Here is a 22,374-nt window from a genome sequence, read left to right on the forward strand (position 1 = left end):
GGTCATCCTCCGATGATCAATCCGCCGCCGGACCAAGAGGCTGCGCTATCCATGGATTCCACCGACAGGCCTGCCGATATGACCTGCGAACCGACGATCAGCGGGCCACCGTACAGCACCGGAACAGGGTTTCCCTGGGCGGCGGTGTTGACGGCACCATCGAATGCATAGGAAGCCTGGTTGTCTGGACGATCAACATTTCCTGGTGTCTTGGGGGCAAAAAGCATCTGAGCAACGCCGCCAATAACCAACGCAAGCCCCATGGAATACAAAGGCTCTGCGAGCATGCTGTATGGAGTGAATAGAGTCATGGCTGCTGCGAACATGAGAACCACCCCAACAATGGTCTGACCAACACCACGCCCTGCCCCGGCGATCACCGGAACAATACGGATGCTCTCGCGGTCAGACAATGGGTTTGGCAGGTCATCCGCAGACAAAGCCTGCTTCCCACCAACCAGAACGCGATAGGAACCGCCGTCAACCACTGCTTTTCGGAACCCCTGCAGCGTGGCGCACATAGCGCGGACGGCTTCCGCAGGGCTTGCAACGTCGTAGTGGTGCACGCGGCCGAACTGGCGGCCCAGGAAGCCATAGAGAAGAATTGTTTTCAAAGCAGGCTCCTGTGGCGCAGCACGTGCGTCGTCACTTTTTCGTACCAGCCGCCATGAATGTCCTTGCTGGACAGGCGTCCCATCTGGTGGTGGCCGATCCGTCCATCCCCGAGGTACACAGCACCATGGTTTGGCACCGGCGCAGCGACACGCATCAGCAGAACGTCATGCATCCTGGGAGGCTCTCCGACCTGTTCAAAACCTGCAGACTGGAAACCATCCAGGTACAGGTTCTGGCCCTTGATCCACCATTCATCCGGGCGGTCAAACTCTGGCAGAACGACACCAAGCGTCTGGGCGTAGTAGTCACGAATGAAGGCATAGCAGTCCAGCACTCCATGCGAGAAAACGCGGCCGTACAGCGGAGCCACGTATCCGCTGGGAGCGAACTGGTGCACGGAACCGGTGGGCCAGTTGACAATCAGCCAGGGCAATCCAGATGCCTCGCAGCCAACCAGATCGGCCTGGGATGGAATCGGAGGAAGGTTAGGATGCGAATGGACCACCATCAGCACCTCTCCGGCGTCTTCGGCATCCGCCTGATCCTGCGGATGCATGACGAAATGCTCGTTTTTCTCGGCCACGTTGCGCACCGGCAGGTAACGCATACGGCCCTTGACAACCACAACCAAGCCGCAGCTCTCGCGCGGGTAGTCGCGCTCGGAATGGGCGCGTATGGCTGCCATGATGTCGTCCGGCAGGTTCATCGCACCAACCCCACGCCAGGGAATCCGCCAAATGCCAGCGGCTCGGTCTGCCCAAAACGCAATTTGCAACTGGCCAGGCGCTTGCCGCATTGGTCTTGCGCCAGCACGGTGGTCGGAACATCATTCTTGTCCGCCACCGCGCCGCCGGCGTATCCACACTCAGCACTCCTGTAGGCCCAGGTACAGACGTTCTGGATGCATTGGCGCCGCGGCAACTTGACGCCCACCACGTCAAACGCAGCGGCCAGCTCAAATTCGATAAATACCCCGTTTTCTGACGCCTTGCGGTCTACAAACCAGATTTCATCCGGGAATCCGCACAGTTGGTCTGCCTGCGGGTTTACGCCACCGGCGAAGTTGACGGCATCCAGGTACTTGACGAAGGTACGCCGGCGAGTGAGTTTGGCCCCGGCGAGGTCGTTCAACTCCCGCACCAGAGCCCCAATCAGACCGGAAACGTTGGCCAGCTTGACCGTAGGCCGTGGCATGGTTCCCTGACCTGTGCGGATGAATCCTGTAGCCTCCATCGGGAAACGGGTGTAGCTGTTACCCTGCCACACCACATCGTTGCCAAGTTCGTTGACGCCGTTATGCCAGCGCAGGATGCTCCCACCCAGTGCCGTTGCATCAAGTTCGAACAGGTCAACGATGGAGCCCGGGTTGAGCTTTTGAACGTCGGACTCAATCACCGCCGAGCTCCTGAATCATGAGCTTTCTTTTCTTGCCCAGCTTAGCCGCTGCCATTTTTGCTCGTGTCTCTTCAGAATGAGTTCGTCCAAGCCACTTTTTGTTTCCAATTTGTGCCAGAGACATCTTCAACCGCGTTTCTTCCGAAACTACTCGTCCCTTTCCACTTGCAGACATGAGAGCTTTTGAATCTTCAGAATGACGGTGCCCAAGAAGGTATTTATTTCCCTTGTGCGCTGCTGAAATCTTTGCTCTCGCTTCTGAAGAGATTGTTTTGCCCTTTGCAGACTCCGACATCCGTAGTCTGGTTTCGTGTGAAAACTCGGTATGCATGTCTCCGCCAGTGGTCAGGTTGTAGCCGTCTGGGGATAGCGTTTTGTAGGCACGAATGGCTCGGACTTCAGCTGTATTAAGTTCTTGGTTTTCCAATACCGCTAAAACTGTCATAGTCGGTTGACCATGCACACGCCAAGCCGCATACAGAGCGGTGCATCGCGATTTGGCAGAGTTAAAAGATGATCTATGTCCTTTAAATCGCTGTTCTGCGGTGCGCGTAGTTATTCCGATATACGACTTTCCGTTTGGAAAATCGAGTTTGTATAACTCGCCCATATCAGTCTCCAAAAACTTCTTCAAAACGGCAACTCAGCTCATGCAACTGCAGCGCCGGAACGCTCTTGGACCAGTTCTTGCAGACCCACTTGCCGGCCGCTCCGCTGGGTGGTGTCCAGTCGAAGGACTCCACGCCAGCTCGTGCAGTCAGGAAGTTGTCAATGGCCTCCACTTCTGTGGTAAGCCTGCGGAATGTCAGATTCCAAACGCGGGAGATTGTGTTGATGCCGTCTCCGACACGCTGCTGGTAGCCATCACCGAACTGGGCCGTTCGGACGCGCGCCGTCTTTTCCTGCGCTGCACCGGGCGCAGGGGACCATGTGAACGTGCTCATGCGAGCATCCCTCCGGGTCGTTTCTCTTGAAGGATGACGCCGCGCACAGCGTTTCCAATCATGGAACCGATCTGCTGTGCGTTCTGGCCATCCCCCTGGGAGTTCGTACCGCTTGCGTCTACGTTGACGCTGACATTTACGTCTCCACCGCCTCCAATGACTTGACCCTTTGTATGGTCGATTACCGTTTCTTGCGGGTGCATGACGCTCAGGAATCCGCCCTTGCCATCGACACCGCCAGACCTGGAACCGCTACCGGTGTATCCGCCGCCGTCGAAGCTGCTGAACATGGAGCTCCAATCGAACCCACTTGCAGAGCTCGCTGCGCCTGCAATGGCCTTGCGGATCTGGATGCGCGCCAGGTCGGCCAGAATGGACTGGGCCAGACTGGAAAAATCAGCCTTCCCGGTCATCACGAAGCTGGTCAGGGAGTCTTCTGCTCCCTTGAAGGCGTTGGTAAACAGGCTGTCGATCTGTTTTGCGGTGTCGGCAGCATAGTCTGCATAGTTCGCCATGGCCCTGGTTGCGCCGTTGAATCCATTGGCATTGGCCTCGTCAATCTTGGCGTTCTTTTCCTTGGTAGCCTCGATTTCCTTGGCATTGAACTCATCAATGATGGCCAGACGGTTTCTGTACTGCTCGTCAGTCAGCTTGCCCGTGCGGTTCTCTTTTTCCAGTTCGCGCCGCTGCTGGTCAAACTTCTGGTCAATCTGTGAAATTTCGTCTCCGCGCGCACGGTCCTTGTCACCTTTCCCGATGCCGGAAATGGTTCTGGCTGCAGCGCGGTTGATGGTGTCCAGGTATCCCTGGGCGGCAATGCGTGCCTCCTCATACCCGCGGGTAATGCTGTCGGCAGCTGCCCTCTGTTGGATTCCCAACACTGTCACGCTGGTGGCGGCTCCCTGGCGCAACTTCTCCAGTTTGGATTCGACGTCCAGAATCTTGCGGTCGTTCTCCAGCTTGGCTTTCCCGCTCAGGTTCTCTGCGTTGAGCCGTGCCAGTTCAGACTTGAGCGCGTTTTCCTGTCCCTGCGTGTTGAGGTTCAGCAGGCCCAGCTTTGCGGAGTAGTATTCCTTTTCACTCAACAGATTGGCAGAGCGTTCTGCATCGACCAGGCGCTCAGCATTGCTGTAGATGCTGATCAGCTCGTCGTTGGCCTTCCTAATTTCCTCGATGTCAAAAGCCAGCTGGGCCTTGGCGATCTGGCCGGCGGTGGAATCCTTCTTGGGCGGCTTGACGCGGCCATCAAACTGCAGCGTCTTGCCACCGCTGGACCGTCCTTCGTTGGAATAGTCGGCAGGGTTTGCGCTGGCGGCAGCCGCAGCGCGCCCAGTTGCTGCAAACTTGGCTTCCAGCTTGTCAGCCAGACCCAGGTTGAGGCGCATTGCATTGCCCTGTTCTCGGGCATCACGAAGTACCGCGGAACCTGCTGCGAAATTGAGGTGTGCGAATTGGTTTGCAGCCGCTGCAGCTGCACCGTAGGACTCACCGATAGCCACGATGGACTGCGATACAAAGTACCCGGCATCTGCGAGACGCGCCATGCTGAGGGCTGCACGCTCTGCAAATTCCCTGATTTCACCGCCCTGGCCCAGCTTCTTGCTGGCCCCATCGACGTTCAATATTTCCTTGGCAACGTCTACCAGGACTTCGCTGAATGCGTTGTAGGCCGGCAGCATCTGGGAAGCGATAGCCTCGGCATGCAGCGTCAGTTGGGTACGCAGTTTTGCCTGTTTGTCCGAGTAGTCATCGGCAAGTCGGATCTGCTCTTCGGTCAGGATTACCTGACGGCTACCTTCTTGCCCGAGCTCCTTCAGGAACGGCAACAGGTCTGCGGTGTCCTTTGCCAATGCACCCATAACCGCAGCCTTGGCGCCGCTGTCATTGAACGAATTCAGCGCCTTGCTGAGCTGTTCGATTTGGTCAGCAGGCTTGAGGTTCTTGAATGTCTCCAGGTCTAGTCCAAGCGCGGTAATGGCAGCCCCCGCAGCTTTCGATTCGTCGTCCACACCTGTCAGGTTCTTTGACAGCTTCACGGAGAAATCAGCAATCCGGCTCATGCTCACACCGGCAACGCCAGCAGAGACTGCCAGAGATGCAATGTTCTGGGCGCTGTCTCCCGTCTTTTCCGCCAGGTCCTGGAACTCTCCGGCCTTGTGCACGAATGACTCGAAGGCAACCGCAGCAGCAATCAGACCGGTTGTTGCCGCAACGCCAATGGCCAACAGACCCTTTTTCAGGTTGTCGCCAATTTCAACGCCCTTCTCATACGCCTCATTCATGCGCAGCGCGCTATCCGCCGCCTGCAGCTGTGCCGAGTTCGCACCTTTGAGCGCAAGAGAGTACAGAGCTGTTTCACGGCTGTTCATGCCTGTCGTAGCAGCAACCGTCTGCAGCGACTTGATGTACTGGTCAATGCTGCGGCTGTTGTCGGCAACGGCCTTGGCACCCGTTTTCATCGACTTGCCGAGCTTTTCGCTTTCCTCGGCCGTGGCAGCGATTGACGCCTGGACCTTGCTTCCAACGGCCGCCAGCTTGTCCATGGAGGAAACGGCTTCCTTGGCTTGGGAGCTATCGATGCGAATTCCAAGCGAAGCGATGTCCATGGTCATTTCCTTGTTTTCTTGGCTGCGTTCACGCGCATCTGCTCGAGCGCTGCGTGTTCCATGACGCGCAAGTCGTCAAACACCGCGTCACGGTTCGCTGGTGGAACCTTGGTGCGTCGCCAAATCTCGGGAAGAACTGCGTAGTTCAGTCCAGTAGCAACACCGTTCATTCCTGCACGTATCCACTGGGTTGACATTGCAATGAAGACGTTTGCTGACTGCATGTTGTCGGGCCAGACTTCTACCTCTGCGCTGGCTTCATCTACGGTGAGCCCGAATGCGGCCGCCTCTTCTGCGGTCGGATTGGGTGTGTAGAGCGCCCTGGCCAGCGCTTTCAGTTTCCCGTTTTGTGCTTGTAGAGCTCTTCCAGGTACTTCTTGTAGGTCACCAATCCGGATCCGATGTAGTTCTGCGTCAGCTTCTTGGCTGAATCAGCGTTCAACGGATCGTCCAGTTCCCAGCCAACGACCATTTCCAGGAAGGTTTCGTGATCCGGTTTGTCTTCCCGAGAGCTGGTGAATGCTTCCAGCTCGTCCTTGGTGCGATGCTTGAACGTCATCAAGACTTGAACAGGATCGCCGCCGGCAATGGGGATGGCTACCGATGCCTTGAACGTCGGGGCTGCATTGAGCGAGAGTTTTGCCATGTCACATCCAATGAAAAAGGCCCGCAACGCGCGGGCCTTTGGTTTTCAAATCAACGGCCGGCATCAATACCGCATCGGCTCGTTCAACATCGAGGCCGTGACCTCGCATGCCATCAGCTCGTTCACCGTGAGGCTGGGGGTCTTGTTCAAGCTGATGTAGCAGTTGTACAAAATGACCCCGCCACTGGGGAGTGTCACCTTCACGGCGCGCGGCAGGCGGTCGTCGTTGGCAGTGCTGGCCAGGATGTAGCCTGGCAGAGAACTGTCATCGGCCACGCTGAAAGTCAGGCCGGCAGCATTCTTGAAGGTGGGGATGCGTTTCTGTTGGTCAGCTTCCAGGAACTGGTATTCCAGGAACTGTTGCTCACCACCGTTGGATGCCGAGCTCAGGATCTGGGACAGTTGCGTCCAGCCGGTGATCTTGGCAGACGTTCCGGTGCCGCCGCCGGCCGGGTAGACCGTTGTGCTGGTGGTGTCATAGCCGTCGATGGTGAAGTGGGTGGTGTCGGTTACCGTGACCCGCACGATCTTGTTGGTCAACCGGGACCATCCGGAAACGATTTCGATGAAGTCACCGGAGGTGAGGCCGTGCGCGGCACCCGTTGTGACGGCGGCCGGGCTGGCGTTGGTGATTGCAGAAATTTCAACCGCTGCAGAGCTTCCGCTTTCAATGGCGACAGTGGCGCCGTTGGGCACTTGAACGGTAGCGGAAACCAGACCGGTTGCCATGGCAGCAGCCAGTGCGACAGCCGACAGTTTGGATTTGCAGATCATGCCCAGCCGGTAGGCCGAGCGCTTGGAGAGCGTGGATTTCATTGGGTTGCCTTTCGGACATGGGAAAAGGAAGCCGCGGTAACGGCATGAAAAAAGCCGCTGCAGTTGCCGGCAGCGGCTCGTTCGGTGGGGCCCATACTGGGCGGTGTCTATGCGGCCTGTTCGGCGGAGAACTTGGAAAGCCTGGCCGCGCGGTGCCAGTCGAAGTCATTGAAGCTCAGCGCCATCAGAGCAGATGCCAGCGCGCCGGCGTGGCCCCGGGCTGCTGCGTAGTCGTCGGCTTCCAGTTCCTGGCGCTGGTACAGCGCGGCGCTGCGCGGGATCAGAAAGCAGGCCAGCACAAGGTTCTTCAAGTTGTGGCGGTGTGCGATGTGGCCGCGCTCATGGGCCAGCATGGCTTCCATCTGTTCCGGAGTGACCTTCTCAGCCACCCCGGGCGGAACTACGATCTTGAAGCCGTTGGTGAATGGACCGGTTGCCGTGGTTATCAGGTACGGAGTTGCGATAAGCAGGGCCACGTTGAACGCTACCCAGAGCGCCCACAGAATCAGGAAGACGGTTATCACGTCGAATCACTGCGGTATTTCAGGTCAACCGGCACGGTGAAGCGGTCAATGGTCAGAATCGGCTGGCGCTCGCGCGTTGGCGTCACCGACTGGACGATGAATGCACCGCTTGTCAGGCGCAGATTGTTTGGGAACAGCGCGTCCAGTTCAGCAGCGATTCCCTGCCCAACCCCGGGACCGTTTCCTACCGGACAGACGATGTTGACCTGAAAAACTCCGGCTCTATCCCGCAAGGTACCCTCCAGGTCTTTGCTGGTGGTATCGGCCGGTAGCAGGAAGACTGCCAGATACACGCCTGCTGGAGGTGTAAACGGGACGTTCTCATAGGCAATGGGAAGCGACGGCACGCGCGCTGCAGCCCAGGTCATCAGGCGGGATTCGTACAAGGCGCGTATGGTCTTCTGGCTCATTTTGCGAATTCCTTTGCTGCGGCATCCACAATGCTCTGGAACTCGGCCACCGTTACCTTGGCCATTCCGATGGGGGCTTGCATGGAGTAACCGTTCTCCAGCCTGATCGCGTAGGGGAGCGAATTCATGATGAACACGCTGGGCCCAATCCTGTAGTTGGCCAGTTTCGAGCCTTCACGGCTGATGGTCGAATCTCCAGACGGGTCGGTAACGTCCTTCTGCACAATCTCTGGACTCTCGATGCTCATAGTCCAGTTGCCGCGGAACCGCCCGGTGTCTACGGGTGAGCGCTTGACCACCTTGGCCAGGATGTCGATTGCCACCTTGCGGACCACCAAATCAGCGTTTTCTCCGGCCTTCTTTGCGAACGCCTCAAGCTGCAGTGCGAAGTCGCTCACAGCACGCCCCGGGCCTGCGCGACGTACAGAATGGCGGTATCGGCCGGTTTGAGCTGGCGGGATGCAACAACGTCCAAAACGGTGCCGCCGATGGTCAGTGTGTCGCCTGTTTTCGGATTTACCAATCCGGCCACGCTCAGAAGTACGTATTGGTCACCCACACGGATCAGGGTTCCGTCAATGTCGCGCTGGTCGTAGTCGAAACAGGCCCCAACACCTGTATGGGTCACCGTGGTTTCTGCAATCGTGGTGCCCGTGGCTGGGTCGTAGCTGCCGGCCGTGGTTCTGGTCAGTAATACGGCGGTTCCGTACTTTCTCAGCAGTTCGGTGGCTGTTGCAGCCAGCTTGTCGTAGAAGGCGCTCATGCCCTGGCCAGCCCGATGTTCATGGAACTGATGCCGCCAAAGTACGGCAGGAGCAAGTTGTCAACAGCGCGGAAGGTGGTCACCGCCGAAGCGCCCTTCACGTAGTCCACCTCAATCTGGCCCACCTTGGTCTTGGCCTCCAGCCGGCCAATATCGGGGGCAAGCGGACCACTGATGGCGCGCAGTGCCAGTTCCGCACAGGCGCGCTGCACGGCATCCGGGATCACGTTGTTGGCTACATAGACTTTGTATCTCGCATAGCCTCCAGGTGCATCCAACAGCGGAACGCTGTACCGCGGCCAGGACAGGGCCTGTGTGGATGTAGTACGCCATCCGGCCCAGCGCATCCGGTAGACCTGCTCCATGTAGTCCGTGGCAGCGCGCAGATAGGATTCCTTGGTGGCATCCGTTCCAGTCCAGGCAGCCACGTTGCGGGCGCTGAAATACTGGTCTGCATAGGCAACGGTGCAGAAGCTCTCTGCGTCGGCCTTTCCTGTTCCGTCTTCTACTACGATGGTCATGGTGTGCTTTCAGCGTGCTGTGGGAATGGCCCTCTTGGAAGGCCATTCGCGCGACAGGCTTACTCGGTTTGAGCGTCCAGCAGGGCCTGCAGTTCGGCCTTCTTGGCGCCTTCGGGGATTTCGACTCCCTTGGCGGTCAAGGCTTCGCGCAGTTCTGCGACGGTGGCCTTCTTGGCGCCTTCTGGTTCAGCGGCATCGAACAGCTGGTGTTTCGAGGCGTCGAAGTCGGATTCGTTGATTTCGCAGAATCCTTCGGGGTTGTCCCAGACGACGCGGACAACAGGGCATGCTCCAGACATATGAATCTCCTTTGAGTTGAAAGTGAGCCGGAGCGGGTTTCCCTACCCCGGCTCAGTTGCATCAGGCGCCGATCAACAGGCCGCAATGGCGCGGCACGGGAAGCGCCACACCCCAGGCCAAGTTCACCTCGTAGCGGATCTGGCGCTTGCCCTTGTAGATCACGAACTCGTAGGAGATACCGGACACGGGATCGGTGATGACCATCACGTCATCGGCCATGTCACCACCTTCCGGCATGGCCGGCGCGCGTGTAGCGAGCTGCATGGCGCCGCGGTGGAAGAACATGTTGCGCGTGGTGGCTGCGACGACCGTGATGGCCTTGGTAGCGGCCGACATGGCAACCTTGATGCCGGGCTCCTGGATCACCAGGGTACCGCCGGACGCGCTGGTGATGGCGGTCTTGACGACGTACTGGTTGGTGTCACCGGCGAAGGTGATGATGTCACCAGCCAGCAGCGCAGAGGCTGCAGCCGACAGGCCGAACGATGTGGAGCCGACAGCGTAGCCGGTAGCGTCCACAGTTGCCGTCACGCTGCCAACTGTCACCAGTGCTGGAACCTTGGAAGATTCGTGCAGGGCGAAACCTTGAACGACGCCCATGTTGCCGGTGCGCAGCATTTCGTCGGAGCCGGCTTCGTTGACCTTGAACAGGGTGGACTGCTTGCCGCGGATGCGCTCAACGGCAGACGAGCCCAGCACCATGTGCAGGTCGCTATCCGGTGCGCCGTTGTCCTTCAGGATGCGACGGGCAGCAGCGAAGTCGCTCAGGTCAGCCGCGGTGCCGAACGGAGTGCCGGTAGCAGTACCGTATGCGCGCGATGCGGCGACGTGGAGGCCAGCCAGGTCGGCTTCGACTTCATTGGTCAGGGTGCGGATGGCCTGCGCAATGCGGTCACGGTTGATGTTGCCCAGCGTCCCAGCGTTGCTCAGGCCCAGGCTTTCTTCGCCAGTGATGCCGAACGGTACCGAGCGCGCCTTGGTGATGGTCATCTGCACATTGCCGATGGTCTGGTTGGGCGTTTCTGCGGGTACGGCGGATGCGGTCAAGTTCTCGGCAGCCATCGCGCCGACAACCGGAGACATCACAGTCTGGCCAACGGCCGCGCGGGATGCCTGCGAATCGGTTGCGCAAGCGCGGGTGAAACCAACAGCCTCGCGGGAAACGACATCCATGGCTTCATAGATGGTCGGAATCAGGCCGGTCAAGGTGAGGGCACCACCGATGCCCATTGCCATACCGTTGGCCGCCACGTAGGAGGTCAACAGATTGGCACAGAAGGCCTTGGCCGATGCGGAAAAGGCAATGATGGCCAGGACGGCCATGGAGATGAAGGACTTTTTCATGGATTGCTTTCTGAAATGAAAAAACCCGCCGAAGCGGGTCGATTTGCGGAGTTTTCTGCTGCTCAGTCCGTGATAACAAGTTCACCTTTGCTTGCCGAAGCGCCGGCCGAAGCCTGCTCTTTGGGGCTCAGCGAACCAAATTGGGCACGGGTCATGGTCTTCTTCCCGCCAGAACCTTGGCTACCACCACCGCCACTTGCGCCACCACCAGATGCGCCGGATCCCTTGAGGATGCTCGCCTTGTAGGGGTACTGATCCACCATGATTTCCAGTGCTTCTTCGAAGTCAGCCGGCTCACCGTGACGGGTGCGGCTGAAAATCTGCTGTCCGTTGGCGTCGGTCGCAATCGTCTTTCCGTTCTCGATCTTGAAGCGGCTGCCGAACGTGGCTTGAACCATGTCCACAGGGACCGCGATCTTCTCGGCAATAAACTTCGACCGGGCAAAGGCGCCGCCGATCTTTTCACCGTACAACTGCTGTTCCAAGTCCTTCGCTTTGGTGACGAAAGGCTCGAACTCAGCACGCACCGACTTGATGGTTTCGTCCTTCACCCGCTGGACTTCGCCGGCATCCACCAGCTGCTTGTCGTTGAGGTTCTTGACGGTGCTCAGGGCCTTGATGGCCGCGGCCGGGTCGGTGATCCCTTCGAAGGTCTTCAGAGTTCCCTCGGCCTTTTCTGCGCGTTCGCGGTGGCTCTTTGCTTCGCCGTTGAGTCGGGTAATGGTGCCCAAAGTCGAGTCCGCATCGAAAGCGGCTTCTTTTCCGTCGCCGTGAATGAACACGGGAAGGTGTTGGCCGTTGACTTCTTGCGTGACGATGGCTCCGGTGGCGTCGTATTTGAATGGCATGGTTGGTACTTTCAGGGTTTCACAGTCATCCGACCGTGGGCGGTTGAGTCCATCCGGACCCGGTGCGCCTTCCGCTATCCAGCGTTGGGCATGAAAAAACCCACCTCAGTTTCCCGGGGTGGGTTCTTGTTTGGTGGCCGTTAGGCCGAATTCAGTTTTAGGCTGGGACAGTGGCATCTTCCCACTTGTACGACCAGGTGATGGGCTGCCCAACCAGAGGGCTACGGATGTATGTCCAAGATCCTTCTTTCACCAGCACCAAATCAGGAAGTGACGCGATCTGCGAACAGGAGTTTTTATCTGACTCTTCCGCGAGTTTCATGCATTCACTCATGGTACCGATGTGCTTCATGTCCTTAAGTCCACCAGCAGCCTCGTCTTCATCCATGATGAAGAGCGCGTAACGATCACTCATGCAACCACCACCCTTTCACCATTCATCAGGCAATGCGCACAAAGGTACTGCTTGGTGCCGCCGGTTGGCTTCCCGTTCTTGAACACCATGCCGATCTTTACCTCAACCAGTTCACGGCATCCGCAGCGGCATTGCAGCATTGCCGGCGGCTTCTGAGCTTTCAGGCGCTGGCGCACCTTCTCGGATGGAGAAGGCTCTTTTTCAGGTACCAGCTTCAGTTGCGCCATCCGCCGATTCTAAAACCGGCGTAGTTGTGAGGGTGAACTTTCTCAGGACGGCATCCATGGCGGCATCATCTGGAATGATCGTCGCCTCGACCAGGGGCACGGAACCCGCCTCAAGCGTGATGACCAGTTTGGTACAACGCTCCAAACCCAGAGCCTTGGTCATGGCTACTGCAAATGGTTCGATGCTTCGGAGGTTGGCCATCACATACCCGCTTTCTGGAACGCCTTGGCATCCCGTTCCCGCAATTGGTCCAGCGTCAACCACTGGCCTTTGTCATTGGCAAACCTGTCCAGGCTGAGACCGCCCTGGCGCAGCAGCTTTCCGCGTGTCGGGCCCAGAATCTCGTCTTGGCGCGCGGCACTCTGACCCTTGATCCAGGTGGCGTATGTCGTTTCAGCCGGAACTTCACCGTCCATACTGGCGCGCTGGCTGGCAGGTACATCGTCAATGTTGATGCCCAGCTCCTTGAAACTCTTGGTCACAGGCGTTTCGCACGACCTGCAGCCCCAATGTGCCTTGCCCGGGCCGCCCAACCATGGCAGTTTGTGCCCAATCGGCTTGTGCGGCTCCGTGGCGGTGTACTGCATACCATCGCGCAACATGCAGATTTCCGTGGTCCGGCTGTCCAGTGTGGAATCCCACTGCAGCGCCTTGATGATGTCTGCGTTGGCCTGGTTGAATGCCTCGCGCGTGGTAGCCGCGGTGTGGCTCAACGCCGTACGGATGACGCTTTCCAGATTCCTGCGGTCAATTTCAATGATGCCGTCGCTGTAGCCTTTGGCCTGTGTACCGCGCACGCGCTGCATGATCTGGGCAGTTGTCTGGCCCTCGATGTAGCCCATGCGCACCGCGTCACGGATCCGGATTGCGCGGTCTGTTTCAATTCCCTTCATCCACTCTGCAAGCAACCGGCCCTGGAATGGGCGGCTCATGGCCGCGCTGTAGGAGACTTCGGCTGTGATCCGCGCAACGGGAACGATGTCAGGCATCGTATGGCGGAACAGGTCGTATTGGTAGCCGGCCTCGTACTGGGTCAGGTTTCGCAGTTCTTCGCGCAGCTTCTGGCCGGTCTGCTCATACCCGGCGGCGTTGACGACGCGAACAGACGCCAGAAGCTGATCAAGGCGCTCAACGGTAAAGGATTCCGGGGGCAGGCGCTCCATGGCGCTGGCCAACTGGGCGAAAACGTCTGCATCTACCTTGTTCAGAAGCGAAATGAGCCTGCGGACAACGCCGTTGCTGTACTTCTGCAGGTCAATGACGTGGCCAATGGTGGCATGCTGCAGCCGCTGGTTTACGGTGGCCATCAGTCGCCTGCGTTGGGATCATCCCCCGTGATCGGCAATCCGGTCTCCGGGTCCACCTTGACTCCCATCTTCCCCAGTGCGGGGCCTTCCATGCCCACCTTTTCCAGCTCGTCATCGGGATCAATGTCAGGCGACAGCGTACCGCGGCGCTGCAGTTCATTGATGGCCGTCTCTTTGGTGATCAGGCCACCTTGCTGGATTGCCAGGATCAGCTGTGCACTGGCTTCCGAAAGACTGCCGGCGCCAAAGTCCTTGAAGAGGCTGATGTGCCCGCCTTCGGTCTGTTTCATCCACAGCGCCATGAGCTGCAGCACCTGGTCGGCACTGTCCTCAGTGGATTCAACCATGCGCTGCAGGTCGGACTTGTTGGCCTCGGCTTCGTTGTTGGACTGGGTTGCCGACTTGGCATCCCCGGGCTTGGAGACCAGCAGCTCGGCACCGGTGGTCACCATCTGGGCTTCCAGATCCTCCAGAGACTTGGCGCCGGCGTCAATGGCGGCACCGGAGTGCTCCACAAACTTCATGTCGCCATTCAGGGGAAGCATCACGGCGCTCTTGGAGCCAACGGTCAGCTTGGTACCGCCTTTTCCGTCTTCAGTTGCTGACTCTGCGCCAATGATGGCCAGGATCGGAACCCGGGCAACGTGCAGGATGGTGTCCTGGTCGGACTGGCTCTGCCAATGCTTCACGTTCAGGTAGGCCAGATCCATCAGGGGGCTTGCGCCGCACATGAAACCCAGTTTCTTGCCGTAGAACGGGACGAATGGGATCACGTTCAGGGTTGTCACCCCGCCTTCAACCAGCGTCCAGTCGTCTTCCTTTGTGGCGCCCTCCTGCCAGATCTCGAACTTCCCGGGCTCCAGCACGCGCACACGGCGCTTGGAAATAGTCCCATATGGGCCATCTGGCAACTCGATGCACTCGGAAATTCGGAGCTGTGTCAGCACCATGGCTCCGGCTCTACGCTCAGCCTTCCAGCCCAGGATCTGGCTGTGCCGCACGAACACCATGTATGGCCGCATGCCCAGGGCCATTTCATCGGCCTTGGTCTTGGTGTTATCCGGGGCCTTCGGATGGTCAACCAGAACACCGCAGAGCCCGTAGCCCAGCGATTCAGTGAAAACGTCTGCCAAGAAGGTGTGGAAGCTGTTTCCCTGCTGGTCGCAGTTGTCGTACATCGGGGCGATGTCGGCTGGGATGTCATCACCCAGGACAGCCTGCTTGGAGAACGGCTTTCCGCCCATGACGGAGATGGTGCGGCTCAGGGCCGGGAACAGCGTGGCCGTTGCAAGCCTTGTGTCGTAGCTCTCTTTTTCCTCGTTTGGCCACTTGGGAAGCAGCGTAACGCCGGCCGCACGCATGGCCGAAGTACCGCCAAGCAGTGCCTCAACGATGGTCCAGTTCTTGGCCATTTCGTTGACTTCTTCGCTGCGATCTTGGACTTTGATGGCCATGCTTACATCCGCAGGGTATTAACCGCCACGGTTCGTTTGACGATGGGGAAGCGCTTCACAAGGAAGTAGCCTTGCGCATCGTTGGGGTGATCGTGTCCAGTGGACTTGTCGGGCTCGCCGTTCTTTGGGTCCCAGGCCTGCTGCTCTTGGGCTTCTGTCAGCGCGGGGCAGGCATCGGTGTTCACCTTCCAGCGCCGCGCGCCGGCAGCGTTCAGTGTCATCGCGTCGACTGCGTTGATCCGGTCCTTGACTGACGGGTTAGCGGCATCCACGACGATCTGGAAACCGGCGGCTTTCAGGATCGACAGGTCCGATTCACTGGCGTTCTTGCTGCTGGTGTTGCCACCGCTGGCATCTGGGTAGATGACAACGGGATGTGGCTGGCTGATGTTCACAAACCGCTCTTTGAGCATCCTGGCCATGGTCGGCGTATCCCTGACCTTGGTTAGCTCCTGCAGCGTCAACGGCTGGTCATTGCGCACGACGTTGACCGTGGCCGTCATGTTCAGGACGTTGAAGTCCATGCCAACGTGCAGCGTCTCTCCGGGCTTGATCGTCTCCGGCGTGTGGTTCAGGACGCGGTCAAAGTTGGCATAGATGCTGCCAGACGCCAGGTTGGTGAACTGCCCTTTCAGGTAAGCAGCAATCAACTGAGGAGGGTAGCTGGCCAGAAGGGACGGAATGTAGTCTTCCGGCAGGTTCTTGCCATTCTCATAGGTGCTGGCCTGCACCATTCCATACAGGCTGGCCAGCTCGGTGTTGTCCCTAACCTTCTTGACGAACTGGTCGTAGACGAACTTGAAGCCTTCCGGCGTCGTCGTGACGTCAACCCCGTTCATCAGGCCATCAACCTTGTAGCGCATCCGGGCGATGATCTTTCGCCAGGCCAGCTCCGCTTTGACCTTTTTCATGACGTCCAGCTCGTCAATCAGCGCCTTGCCAATCTTGAAGCCAACGATGTCTCCAGGCTTTTCCATGGACCGGCATAGGATGGTGCCGCGGTACTGGGTGCCAGCGTAGAGAGCTACCTCATGGTTGCTCTCATGAATGTCAGTCGTCAATCCCCAGTCAAAGGCGACTTCCTCGATGGTCGGGTAGAAGATGTCCCGGATCTGGGCGTAGGTCGGAGCGAAGTAGCCGGCGTCAATCTTGGGTTGCTCCCAGGCATGCTGGCAAAGGCCTGCGGATCCTACGAAAGTCTTTCCGCTCCCGAAACCGGCCACAAAGGCCCGGTACTTCTGGGGCAGCGACAGGAAGCGCGCTTGAGGCCGGTTAAGCCTCGGGGACACTGGCATCTTCCACTTGGATGACGACCTTCACCGGAAGAACCGGGTCATCCTTCGCCGCGACTTTGACCAGTTCCTTGTTTGCCGCTAACAGGCCCATGGGAATGCTGCTGGCTTCGTTGGCCAGCTTTGTCAGGGCCCCGAACCTCTGCAGGGCGGCAATCGTCTTCTCGGGCTGGGCATCGTCAATGAGTTGCACCTGTTCATGGGCAATCCCTGACAGTCGGTGTGCACTGGCAGCTGCGAACTCCGCGGCTCCGGCAATGTGGTCGCTGATCCGGCTGAGCTTGGTTGTCAGCGTATTGACGATTTCCTGTCTGGCATACGGAAGAGAAGCTATTTCCTTGGAAATATCTTTTATCCGCTTATCGGCCTCGACTTTCTCGGAAGCCAATGCCAGCAAGGGTTTCCCGGTTTTTCCCTGTTCGGATTTATTCGGGTTTATTTTTTTCCGGAGAGTGGATTCATCCACCTTGAATTCTTTAGCCAGCGAGTTGAGTGATTCACCGTCAACCAGGTGACGACGCTCTACTTCAACCCACTGCTCAGGTGTCAGAGCTGATTTACGTCCCATGGCTGGCCTTTCTTCGCCTCGCATAGGCAGGTGTCTCCCATAGGGCTTACGCCCAGAGGCGCTGGGCGACTGCCTTTCGCACCTTCCTGGATCACCTGTGGGCACAGGCTAGGAGACATGCCCCATTTACCCGTGGGGCACCCGTTCCAGTTCCGGGTATGACCGGGTGTGGCTGGGCGAAACAGCACCTCATGGCGCTCCGGTCTTTGCCGGTTTGATCTGAATTGGGGAGCCACCGCCCACCCGCCTGCCCTTGATGTATGGGGGCTGCGCTGAACTATGTCGGTGGGTGCAGCCGTTATTTCTTTGCCACAAGAGCTGCGAAGGCGCAACCGCGTGCTCCCGTGGTTCCCGGCGGCCTGACGGCCAGAATGGGAGGATGTGGGGCAGAGGCGATGGAATGGTTGCCGGTTACGCTTCCGGCTCCACTGTGGGACGGGTTTGGCCCGATGTATGCCGCAGGAGCCATCCAGCGCGTCTATGCGCTGTGTCGCTTTGTCCCTGCTCGATGGCTCCGATCTGAGGCTTGCAGTTCCAGGTAGGTCGCCTGCGGTCGTGGCGCGCCCGGCTGAGCGCCCCGCTTTTATGGCTTTTTTGCCGGTGTAGCAGTGGGTATTGAGGCAACCCCGCTACTCAGGTATGCCGCAATTGAATTCGGAAGCCCGCTCGTCGCAGGCGGCGGCTGGAGCTGGGTTCAATGGGTCAACCCTGACCCGTGCAGAGGCTTTCCAGCAATGCACTGAACATCATCCATCCGGCTGTCACCGAAAAGGAGCAACTTGCGATTTGGTGCAAGTTGGCAAACTGGGGAGAAAACGAAAAAGCCACCGCAGTGGGTGGCTTGAAATTTTGAGGACACCAATCCCCTGAAGGTCTACCGCACAGGTCTGGCCTGTTTGGGCGTTCAGCGGATTGGCGAGGGGCGAGAACCTAAGCAGGGTCTGCAAATCCTCTGCGCGAATTATAGGCAATAGTTCCGAAAACTTGCAACTATTTAGCAACAGGTCTGGACATGGCCCCCAGTCGGCTCTTGATGGAGCTGCGCGCGCGGTTCACACAGTCATCGATGTAGTTCAGCAGCCGGCGGCCTTCCATACCGTGGGGCGCCTGGCTGATTCCATTCCCGCGGCAGACTGGGCAGACCCGATTACCCAACACTGGAGCATTCTGGTTTTTCTGCCACCGCAGTCCATGGCAGGAGTGGCAGGTCTGGTCCAGCCAATACTTGACGACGGCGCCGGCCACGGCTTGTGGGTTGTAGATCTTCCATTTGTCGGCCTGGGCTGCTACGCCAGCACGTGCCTCTGGGAGGGTCTTCAGGCGCTGCAGCAGGATCTTGTATTCGTGCTCGTACCAGCGGTTTGCTTCCTGATAGGCCCACTGGTCAGCGGTGAGGCTGAGCTTTTCCAGATCAGCTGGCACCGCACTGGCAGCCAGGCGACGGAATACTTCTGGCGTTGGGCGGATCGGCTTCGAACTGCCATCCCACTCACTATGCAGGCGCATGAAAATGGCCCCCACCCTGGACTCACTCCAGCCAACGGCTATCAAAATGCCGGCGGCACCGGTGGCACTGCCATCCCTGGTCTCAAGGCGTAGATTCGATGCAGACACGGCTGCGGTGTAGGTTTCTTCAATGTCGGGGCGTTCTTTTGTGTCTTGCATTTTGGATGGCTCCAGTTAAAATCAAGGCCTTGGTTTTTGATGTTCACTGGAAGGCCCTGACTATTGGCGTAGTCGGGGCCTTTTTCTTGGTACTCGCTACAAAATTCATAGCTTGTTACGCAGTGTTTACGCTGGACGGAGAAGAATTCAGCTTCTCAAGCGCCCAAGCTGCAGCCTTGCGGAACCGTGGTGCTTCTGCGCTGTCCTGAGCGATACGGCGCCATGCCATCGCCTGGTCTGCATGGGCGCGCATGAATGTGGCCAGCTTCATACCTTTGGGGGCTTGGCCCTGGTCCAGCCAGCGGTGACAGCCAAAGCACCCCCACACGCTGTATTCGTCGTCAGCCTTGCGGGCGCCGGCCTTTCCATGGCATGCCCAGTTGCTGTGAGCGGCCACCGTGGTTTCAGTACCGCTTTGGCAGACGCCTGGCACCTGCAGCAGGCAGTGGCGGCCACGGGCCATGGCCAGCAGTGCGGGGTTGCGGTGGGGCTCCGACTTCGGAATGGGCGTGGTGGTCAAATCGCCTATTTGGGCCATAACAGCCGTGCTTTTCACTATATTTTTGATAGCTACACACGCACATTCTGTAAGGCTTTGATCTATATTTGGCACTGAAACTGGAGCATGTTTCACCGCGGTGGGCGAACGGCGCGCCCAGGCGGTGCGTTTCATGGGGGCGCGGCGCAGCATCAGAACCTCACACTGTCCACACCGAGCCCGGCCATGTCGCTGCGCTTGATGGCAATTCGGATGGCCTCCACGGCGGTGGCGCCGGCTTCCAGCGCGCCAATGGCGAAGTCCTGCCCTCCGCCGCTGGAATGCATCTTCTCCAGGATTTGGGAATAGCTCAGCTTCTGCGAGTCCAGTCTCCATACCCTGCGCTGTTCGTCAATGACAACGGCAATGGTCACTGCGTCATCATTCGGGTATCCACCAGGGTGAGCACCACCGCGCATCCACCTCAGCAGCAGGTTGGCGAAAGCCTGATCCCCTGCCAACGCCACCAGGTACGTATTTCCGTTGCTTGCGCGCACCTTGTGCACTTTACGGACGCGGTATTTGCAGCCACCGGACCATGATGCCCGGTCGGCAGCCAGGGTAGTTCCGTCCCATGCAATGGTGGTCATTGGTCGTTCTCCTGTTGTTGCAAAACGGCGTCCAGCATCCCCTGCCGCTGGTTGGCCTTGACGCGGCGCCAAAGGAACCGCTGCGCACGCTCGGTGTGCAGAAAATCCACCATGGCACTGTGAAATTCCCTGATTTCGTCCTCGCTGCAGTCCTCGAAGCTGGTGCTGCGCGGAGTGGCCACCAGCTTGTGGTCTTTTCCAGGCGTCCAGATGACAAATCCAGCTCCGACCTTGAGCCAGTCATGCATCTTGTCGATATTGGCAAACCGCTCCTGGCTGGCGAACAGCTTTTCCAGGATCACGCGGTGCCGGCGATGGAATGGGCCCGAGCGCTCTTCGAACACCTGCAGCTGGAAGCCTTCCCCGGGCTCGGCCTTCCACATGCTGCCCCACAGCCGGCGCCAGCGGTGGTCGTCTTGCTCGCTCATGCCGCGCACGTTCTGGAACAGGAAGCGGCGCACCACATCCACTTCGGCCGGCGGCATGTGGCGCAGGGCAACGACTGGGCAGACGAGGATGGAGGCGGGCTTGGTCACAGCACACCCCCCTCTTGCGCCCAGCGTGCGGCCTTGCTTGCCAGAAAGAAGGCTTCGGAGCAGGTCAGGCGGCTGGACCGGATGAACAGATCACCATCGGCGTCGTAGCCAATGATCAGCACGTCCTTGAGGTAGCCGGACTCAGCATCCGTCATGCAGGTGGCCAGCGCCTGCTGGGCAGTCATGCTGGTGGTGGGTGGGAGGCGGATTAGGTTGGTCATGCTGGGTTGTCCTCCAGCAACTGGTGCCCGGCGTCGGTCAATTCGATATTGGTCCAGGGGAACGCGCCGCCTGTGGTCTTGATCAGCAAGCCATAGTCCTTGCGTGTGCCGTCCGGTTTGACAATCGTGCAGCCCTTGTGGTGCAGGCGCGTCATCATCCGGGCGATGTCCATGTTGGCAGTGGCCTCAAATACGCTGTAGCGCTTGCACTGGTCCAACACACGCAGCACCTTGACAACGTCTTTCTGGTCCTTGCGCTTCATGTCGTCCAAACCGGAGCTGAAGCTGCAAACGATGATCTGGGTTCTCATACCGGCAGCTCCAGTTGCCTGTCATTCCTGCGCGCGCGCCGCTTCACCTTCCGCGTCTTCCGGCTGGTGGCCGCCACCAATCCCAGCTTTTCAGCGCAGACAGGGCCGTACTGGGCAGAGCCTTCGCCTGTGGTCACAGTGGCGGCGGCTTTGCTGATGTAGCGCAGGCAGCGGGTGCACTTCATGCGGCCTCCGCCTTCACCAAGTAGGAGTACTCCCAATCCACAGGGTCACCGGCCAGGCCAGCGCGCGACGGATGTGGGTCAAATACGATCTGCCCATTGCATCCGACAACCGCATGGTTGACGCCGTTGCCGCGAGGCGATGGGCCAGCGATTTCGTGAAACACTTCGCCCACCTCCCCGAAGAAAAGCGCTCCGCACCGTGCCGGCATGGTCAGGTAGGCATACCCATGTTTGCGGCAAAAGGCCTGCAGCATGTCCCAGTAGTCACTGGGATCGTTCTGTGCGAGAGCGAGAAAATGCGGAACGTCAGTGATGGGCAGTTCCAGCAGCGAAGCAACCACCGCGCGCTGGCAGTCACCGTATTGGCCGATTTCCGGCTTGTGAACAAACTCTTGGTCAACAGGCTTCATGCGACATGCCCCCAGGTTTCGTTTCCAACGGCCTTCTCCACGGTGCGCGTGTGCACGCCGTGGGTACGGGCCAGGGCGGCGTTGCTCAGGTTGTCTTTGATGTACTTGCGCAGGTTCTCGCGCTGCACTACTGCGCTACGGATGGCGGCGATCTTCTGGGCGTCCAGCTTGCTTTGCGGCAGATCCGCGCCGCGCGCAGCAGTCTCCCGGGCCCGGCCCAGGTACTCGTCGCGCGGCATGACGCCGGCGCGGCGCGGTGGCTTCACGTAGGTTTTGGAGTATTTTGTCTGTGCCATTACGCTACCTCCAGGCTCAACTGCGGGGTTGCTGGCTCGATCACCTTGATGTGCACCACCAGGCCGGCTGTCTCCCGGGGCTCTCCGCGGCAGGCGAAGATGCTGCGCACCCACTTGTCGTCATCGAACACAACGCCCTTCAGTGCATCCAGCAGCACCTTGTTGGCGTTGTCCAGGTCGATGCACATCACCGTGTCCTCCCAACCCAGCGGATCTTTCTTGGCGCGCTTTTCCCAGTCCTGGGGGCGGCGCGGGTACAGGGTGTAGGCAATGGCTATGCGGCCCGCCATCGGCGCGCGCACGCCGGCCGACTTGGCAACCCAGCCCACCTCTTCCTTGAACTGCTTGGCCTCGGGCGTAACGTAGGTCATGGCCATGGCGCGCGTATGCCCCTTGGGAGTGATGACGCGAGTAGACCAGTAGCGGTTAGCGCTTACCGGGTATGGCAGGTGCAGCGTGATCATTTGCAGTCTCCTGGCGCTTGTTGATGGCTTCCTGCACGCGGGCATGCAGGCCGTCCAGAACCCCGTCGCTGCAGAGCTCGTAGTCCCGTGCTGCCCAGAGTGCATAGGCCGGTTGTGTGACTGCCATGGCTAGGCAGTGGCGCAGCATGCGCTTTCGGTGTT

Annotated in this window: 35 protein-coding genes; all 35 read right to left on the reverse strand. The window is 59.0% G+C overall.

Features of this window, described 5'->3' with window-relative positions; translation table 11 throughout:
* Positions 1 to 2 precede the first annotated feature (2 nt).
* The 35 genes from AC1Q5W_RS05285 to AC1Q5W_RS05455 all read right to left on the reverse strand — a co-directional run bounded on the left by AC1Q5W_RS05285 (position 3) and on the right by AC1Q5W_RS05455 (position 22,339).
* On the reverse strand, positions 3 to 614 hold the full coding sequence (locus AC1Q5W_RS05285; protein WP_492643095.1) for a tail assembly protein: 612 nt from the start codon (positions 612 to 614) through the stop codon (positions 3 to 5).
* Positions 611 to 1,321, reverse strand: coding sequence for a C40 family peptidase (locus tag AC1Q5W_RS05290; protein WP_492643096.1), 711 nt, complete (start codon positions 1,319 to 1,321; stop codon positions 611 to 613). Before AC1Q5W_RS05290 ends, AC1Q5W_RS05285 begins: the two co-directional genes overlap by 4 nt.
* Positions 1,318 to 2,010, reverse strand: coding sequence for a phage minor tail protein L (locus AC1Q5W_RS05295; RefSeq protein WP_492643097.1), 693 nt, complete (start codon positions 2,008 to 2,010; stop codon positions 1,318 to 1,320). The genes AC1Q5W_RS05290 and AC1Q5W_RS05295 overlap by 4 nt, the downstream gene beginning before the upstream one ends.
* Positions 2,003 to 2,620 (reverse strand): NUMOD3 domain-containing DNA-binding protein, encoded by a 618-nt coding sequence (locus tag AC1Q5W_RS05300; protein ID WP_492643098.1) that lies wholly within the window; start codon positions 2,618 to 2,620, stop codon positions 2,003 to 2,005. Before AC1Q5W_RS05300 ends, AC1Q5W_RS05295 begins: the two co-directional genes overlap by 8 nt.
* A gap of 1 nt (position 2,621) precedes the next feature.
* Positions 2,622 to 2,954, reverse strand: a complete 333-nt coding sequence (locus tag AC1Q5W_RS05305; protein ID WP_492643099.1) for a phage tail protein — start codon at positions 2,952 to 2,954, stop codon at positions 2,622 to 2,624.
* Complete coding sequence (locus AC1Q5W_RS05310; RefSeq protein ID WP_492643100.1) at positions 2,951 to 5,560, reverse strand: phage tail tape measure protein; 2,610 nt, start codon at positions 5,558 to 5,560, stop codon at positions 2,951 to 2,953. The genes AC1Q5W_RS05305 and AC1Q5W_RS05310 overlap by 4 nt, the downstream gene beginning before the upstream one ends.
* Before the next feature lie 2 nt (positions 5,561 to 5,562).
* Positions 5,563 to 5,958, reverse strand: a complete 396-nt coding sequence (locus AC1Q5W_RS05315; protein WP_492646105.1) for a DUF1799 domain-containing protein — start codon at positions 5,956 to 5,958, stop codon at positions 5,563 to 5,565.
* Positions 5,895 to 6,206 carry a phage tail assembly chaperone gene (locus AC1Q5W_RS05320; protein WP_492643101.1) on the reverse strand — a complete coding sequence of 104 codons (312 nt, stop codon included), beginning with the start codon at positions 6,204 to 6,206 and terminating at the stop codon, positions 5,895 to 5,897. The genes AC1Q5W_RS05315 and AC1Q5W_RS05320 overlap by 64 nt, the downstream gene beginning before the upstream one ends.
* Positions 6,207 to 6,269: 63 nt before the next feature.
* Complete coding sequence (locus AC1Q5W_RS05325; RefSeq protein WP_492643102.1) at positions 6,270 to 7,022, reverse strand: phage tail protein; 753 nt, start codon at positions 7,020 to 7,022, stop codon at positions 6,270 to 6,272.
* A 107-nt stretch (positions 7,023 to 7,129) separates the two neighbouring features.
* The gene (locus AC1Q5W_RS05330; RefSeq protein WP_492643103.1) at positions 7,130 to 7,546 is read right to left on the reverse strand and encodes a M48 family metalloprotease; all 417 of its coding nucleotides are present in this window, start codon (positions 7,544 to 7,546) and stop codon (positions 7,130 to 7,132) included.
* Positions 7,543 to 7,956, reverse strand: coding sequence for a phage tail terminator-like protein (locus tag AC1Q5W_RS05335; protein WP_492643104.1), 414 nt, complete (start codon positions 7,954 to 7,956; stop codon positions 7,543 to 7,545). The genes AC1Q5W_RS05330 and AC1Q5W_RS05335 overlap by 4 nt, the downstream gene beginning before the upstream one ends.
* Positions 7,953 to 8,354, reverse strand: coding sequence for an HK97 gp10 family phage protein (locus AC1Q5W_RS05340; RefSeq protein ID WP_492643105.1), 402 nt, complete (start codon positions 8,352 to 8,354; stop codon positions 7,953 to 7,955). The genes AC1Q5W_RS05335 and AC1Q5W_RS05340 overlap by 4 nt, the downstream gene beginning before the upstream one ends.
* Positions 8,351 to 8,719, reverse strand: coding sequence for a hypothetical protein (locus AC1Q5W_RS05345; RefSeq protein ID WP_492643106.1), 369 nt, complete (start codon positions 8,717 to 8,719; stop codon positions 8,351 to 8,353). The genes AC1Q5W_RS05340 and AC1Q5W_RS05345 overlap by 4 nt, the downstream gene beginning before the upstream one ends.
* Complete coding sequence (locus AC1Q5W_RS05350) at positions 8,716 to 9,240, reverse strand: DnaT-like ssDNA-binding protein (protein WP_492643107.1); 525 nt, start codon at positions 9,238 to 9,240, stop codon at positions 8,716 to 8,718. Before AC1Q5W_RS05350 ends, AC1Q5W_RS05345 begins: the two co-directional genes overlap by 4 nt.
* Positions 9,241 to 9,299: 59 nt before the next feature.
* Positions 9,300 to 9,539, reverse strand: a complete 240-nt coding sequence (locus AC1Q5W_RS05355; RefSeq protein ID WP_492643108.1) for a HeH/LEM domain-containing protein — start codon at positions 9,537 to 9,539, stop codon at positions 9,300 to 9,302.
* Between the two features lie 61 nt (positions 9,540 to 9,600).
* A complete protein-coding gene (locus AC1Q5W_RS05360) occupies positions 9,601 to 10,884 on the reverse strand; it encodes a major capsid protein (RefSeq protein WP_492643109.1) in 1,284 nt (427 codons plus the stop codon).
* Between the two features lie 62 nt (positions 10,885 to 10,946).
* The gene (locus tag AC1Q5W_RS05365; RefSeq protein ID WP_492643110.1) at positions 10,947 to 11,732 is read right to left on the reverse strand and encodes a DUF6651 domain-containing protein; all 786 of its coding nucleotides are present in this window, start codon (positions 11,730 to 11,732) and stop codon (positions 10,947 to 10,949) included.
* Between the two features lie 157 nt (positions 11,733 to 11,889).
* Positions 11,890 to 12,147: a hypothetical protein gene (locus AC1Q5W_RS05370; RefSeq protein ID WP_492643111.1), complete on the reverse strand. Its 258-nt coding sequence runs from the start codon at positions 12,145 to 12,147 to the stop codon at positions 11,890 to 11,892.
* Positions 12,144 to 12,374, reverse strand: a complete 231-nt coding sequence (locus tag AC1Q5W_RS05375) for a hypothetical protein (RefSeq protein WP_492643112.1) — start codon at positions 12,372 to 12,374, stop codon at positions 12,144 to 12,146. Before AC1Q5W_RS05375 ends, AC1Q5W_RS05370 begins: the two co-directional genes overlap by 4 nt.
* A complete protein-coding gene (locus tag AC1Q5W_RS05380; protein WP_492643113.1) occupies positions 12,349 to 12,537 on the reverse strand; it encodes a hypothetical protein in 189 nt (62 codons plus the stop codon). The genes AC1Q5W_RS05375 and AC1Q5W_RS05380 overlap by 26 nt, the downstream gene beginning before the upstream one ends.
* A 38-nt stretch (positions 12,538 to 12,575) precedes the next feature.
* Entirely contained in the window at positions 12,576 to 13,682 is a 1,107-nt protein-coding gene (locus AC1Q5W_RS05385; RefSeq protein ID WP_492643114.1) for a phage minor head protein, read from the reverse strand.
* A complete protein-coding gene (locus tag AC1Q5W_RS05390) occupies positions 13,682 to 15,136 on the reverse strand; it encodes a DUF4055 domain-containing protein (protein WP_492643115.1) in 1,455 nt (484 codons plus the stop codon). The genes AC1Q5W_RS05385 and AC1Q5W_RS05390 overlap by 1 nt, the downstream gene beginning before the upstream one ends.
* Before the next feature lie 2 nt (positions 15,137 to 15,138).
* Positions 15,139 to 16,431: a terminase large subunit domain-containing protein gene (locus AC1Q5W_RS05395; protein WP_492643116.1), complete on the reverse strand. Its 1,293-nt coding sequence runs from the start codon at positions 16,429 to 16,431 to the stop codon at positions 15,139 to 15,141.
* The gene (locus AC1Q5W_RS05400; RefSeq protein WP_492643117.1) at positions 16,409 to 16,996 is read right to left on the reverse strand and encodes a hypothetical protein; all 588 of its coding nucleotides are present in this window, start codon (positions 16,994 to 16,996) and stop codon (positions 16,409 to 16,411) included. Before AC1Q5W_RS05400 ends, AC1Q5W_RS05395 begins: the two co-directional genes overlap by 23 nt.
* Before the next feature lie 990 nt (positions 16,997 to 17,986).
* Positions 17,987 to 18,661, reverse strand: a complete 675-nt coding sequence (locus AC1Q5W_RS05405; RefSeq protein WP_492643118.1) for a hypothetical protein — start codon at positions 18,659 to 18,661, stop codon at positions 17,987 to 17,989.
* 115 nt (positions 18,662 to 18,776) lie between these two features.
* Positions 18,777 to 19,199, reverse strand: a complete 423-nt coding sequence (locus AC1Q5W_RS05410) for a nuclease domain-containing protein (RefSeq protein WP_492643119.1) — start codon at positions 19,197 to 19,199, stop codon at positions 18,777 to 18,779.
* Between the two features lie 152 nt (positions 19,200 to 19,351).
* Positions 19,352 to 19,789 carry a hypothetical protein gene (locus AC1Q5W_RS05415; protein ID WP_492643120.1) on the reverse strand — a complete coding sequence of 146 codons (438 nt, stop codon included), beginning with the start codon at positions 19,787 to 19,789 and terminating at the stop codon, positions 19,352 to 19,354.
* The gene (locus AC1Q5W_RS05420) at positions 19,786 to 20,325 is read right to left on the reverse strand and encodes a hypothetical protein (RefSeq protein WP_492643121.1); all 540 of its coding nucleotides are present in this window, start codon (positions 20,323 to 20,325) and stop codon (positions 19,786 to 19,788) included. The genes AC1Q5W_RS05415 and AC1Q5W_RS05420 overlap by 4 nt, the downstream gene beginning before the upstream one ends.
* Positions 20,322 to 20,546: a hypothetical protein gene (locus AC1Q5W_RS05425; protein ID WP_492643122.1), complete on the reverse strand. Its 225-nt coding sequence runs from the start codon at positions 20,544 to 20,546 to the stop codon at positions 20,322 to 20,324. The genes AC1Q5W_RS05420 and AC1Q5W_RS05425 overlap by 4 nt, the downstream gene beginning before the upstream one ends.
* Complete coding sequence (locus tag AC1Q5W_RS05430) at positions 20,543 to 20,857, reverse strand: hypothetical protein (protein WP_492643123.1); 315 nt, start codon at positions 20,855 to 20,857, stop codon at positions 20,543 to 20,545. The genes AC1Q5W_RS05425 and AC1Q5W_RS05430 overlap by 4 nt, the downstream gene beginning before the upstream one ends.
* The gene (locus AC1Q5W_RS05435) at positions 20,854 to 21,042 is read right to left on the reverse strand and encodes a hypothetical protein (RefSeq protein ID WP_492643124.1); all 189 of its coding nucleotides are present in this window, start codon (positions 21,040 to 21,042) and stop codon (positions 20,854 to 20,856) included. The genes AC1Q5W_RS05430 and AC1Q5W_RS05435 overlap by 4 nt, the downstream gene beginning before the upstream one ends.
* Complete coding sequence (locus AC1Q5W_RS05440; protein ID WP_492643125.1) at positions 21,039 to 21,452, reverse strand: hypothetical protein; 414 nt, start codon at positions 21,450 to 21,452, stop codon at positions 21,039 to 21,041. The genes AC1Q5W_RS05435 and AC1Q5W_RS05440 overlap by 4 nt, the downstream gene beginning before the upstream one ends.
* Complete coding sequence (locus AC1Q5W_RS05445) at positions 21,449 to 21,748, reverse strand: hypothetical protein (protein WP_492643126.1); 300 nt, start codon at positions 21,746 to 21,748, stop codon at positions 21,449 to 21,451. Before AC1Q5W_RS05445 ends, AC1Q5W_RS05440 begins: the two co-directional genes overlap by 4 nt.
* Positions 21,748 to 22,212 (reverse strand): RusA family crossover junction endodeoxyribonuclease, encoded by a 465-nt coding sequence (locus AC1Q5W_RS05450; protein ID WP_492643127.1) that lies wholly within the window; start codon positions 22,210 to 22,212, stop codon positions 21,748 to 21,750. The genes AC1Q5W_RS05445 and AC1Q5W_RS05450 overlap by 1 nt, the downstream gene beginning before the upstream one ends.
* Complete coding sequence (locus AC1Q5W_RS05455; protein ID WP_492643128.1) at positions 22,175 to 22,339, reverse strand: hypothetical protein; 165 nt, start codon at positions 22,337 to 22,339, stop codon at positions 22,175 to 22,177. Before AC1Q5W_RS05455 ends, AC1Q5W_RS05450 begins: the two co-directional genes overlap by 38 nt.
* Between the last annotated feature and the right edge of the window lie 35 nt (positions 22,340 to 22,374).

The organism is Rhodoferax sp. MLSD5-FHT05B10 (assembly GCF_058793415.1).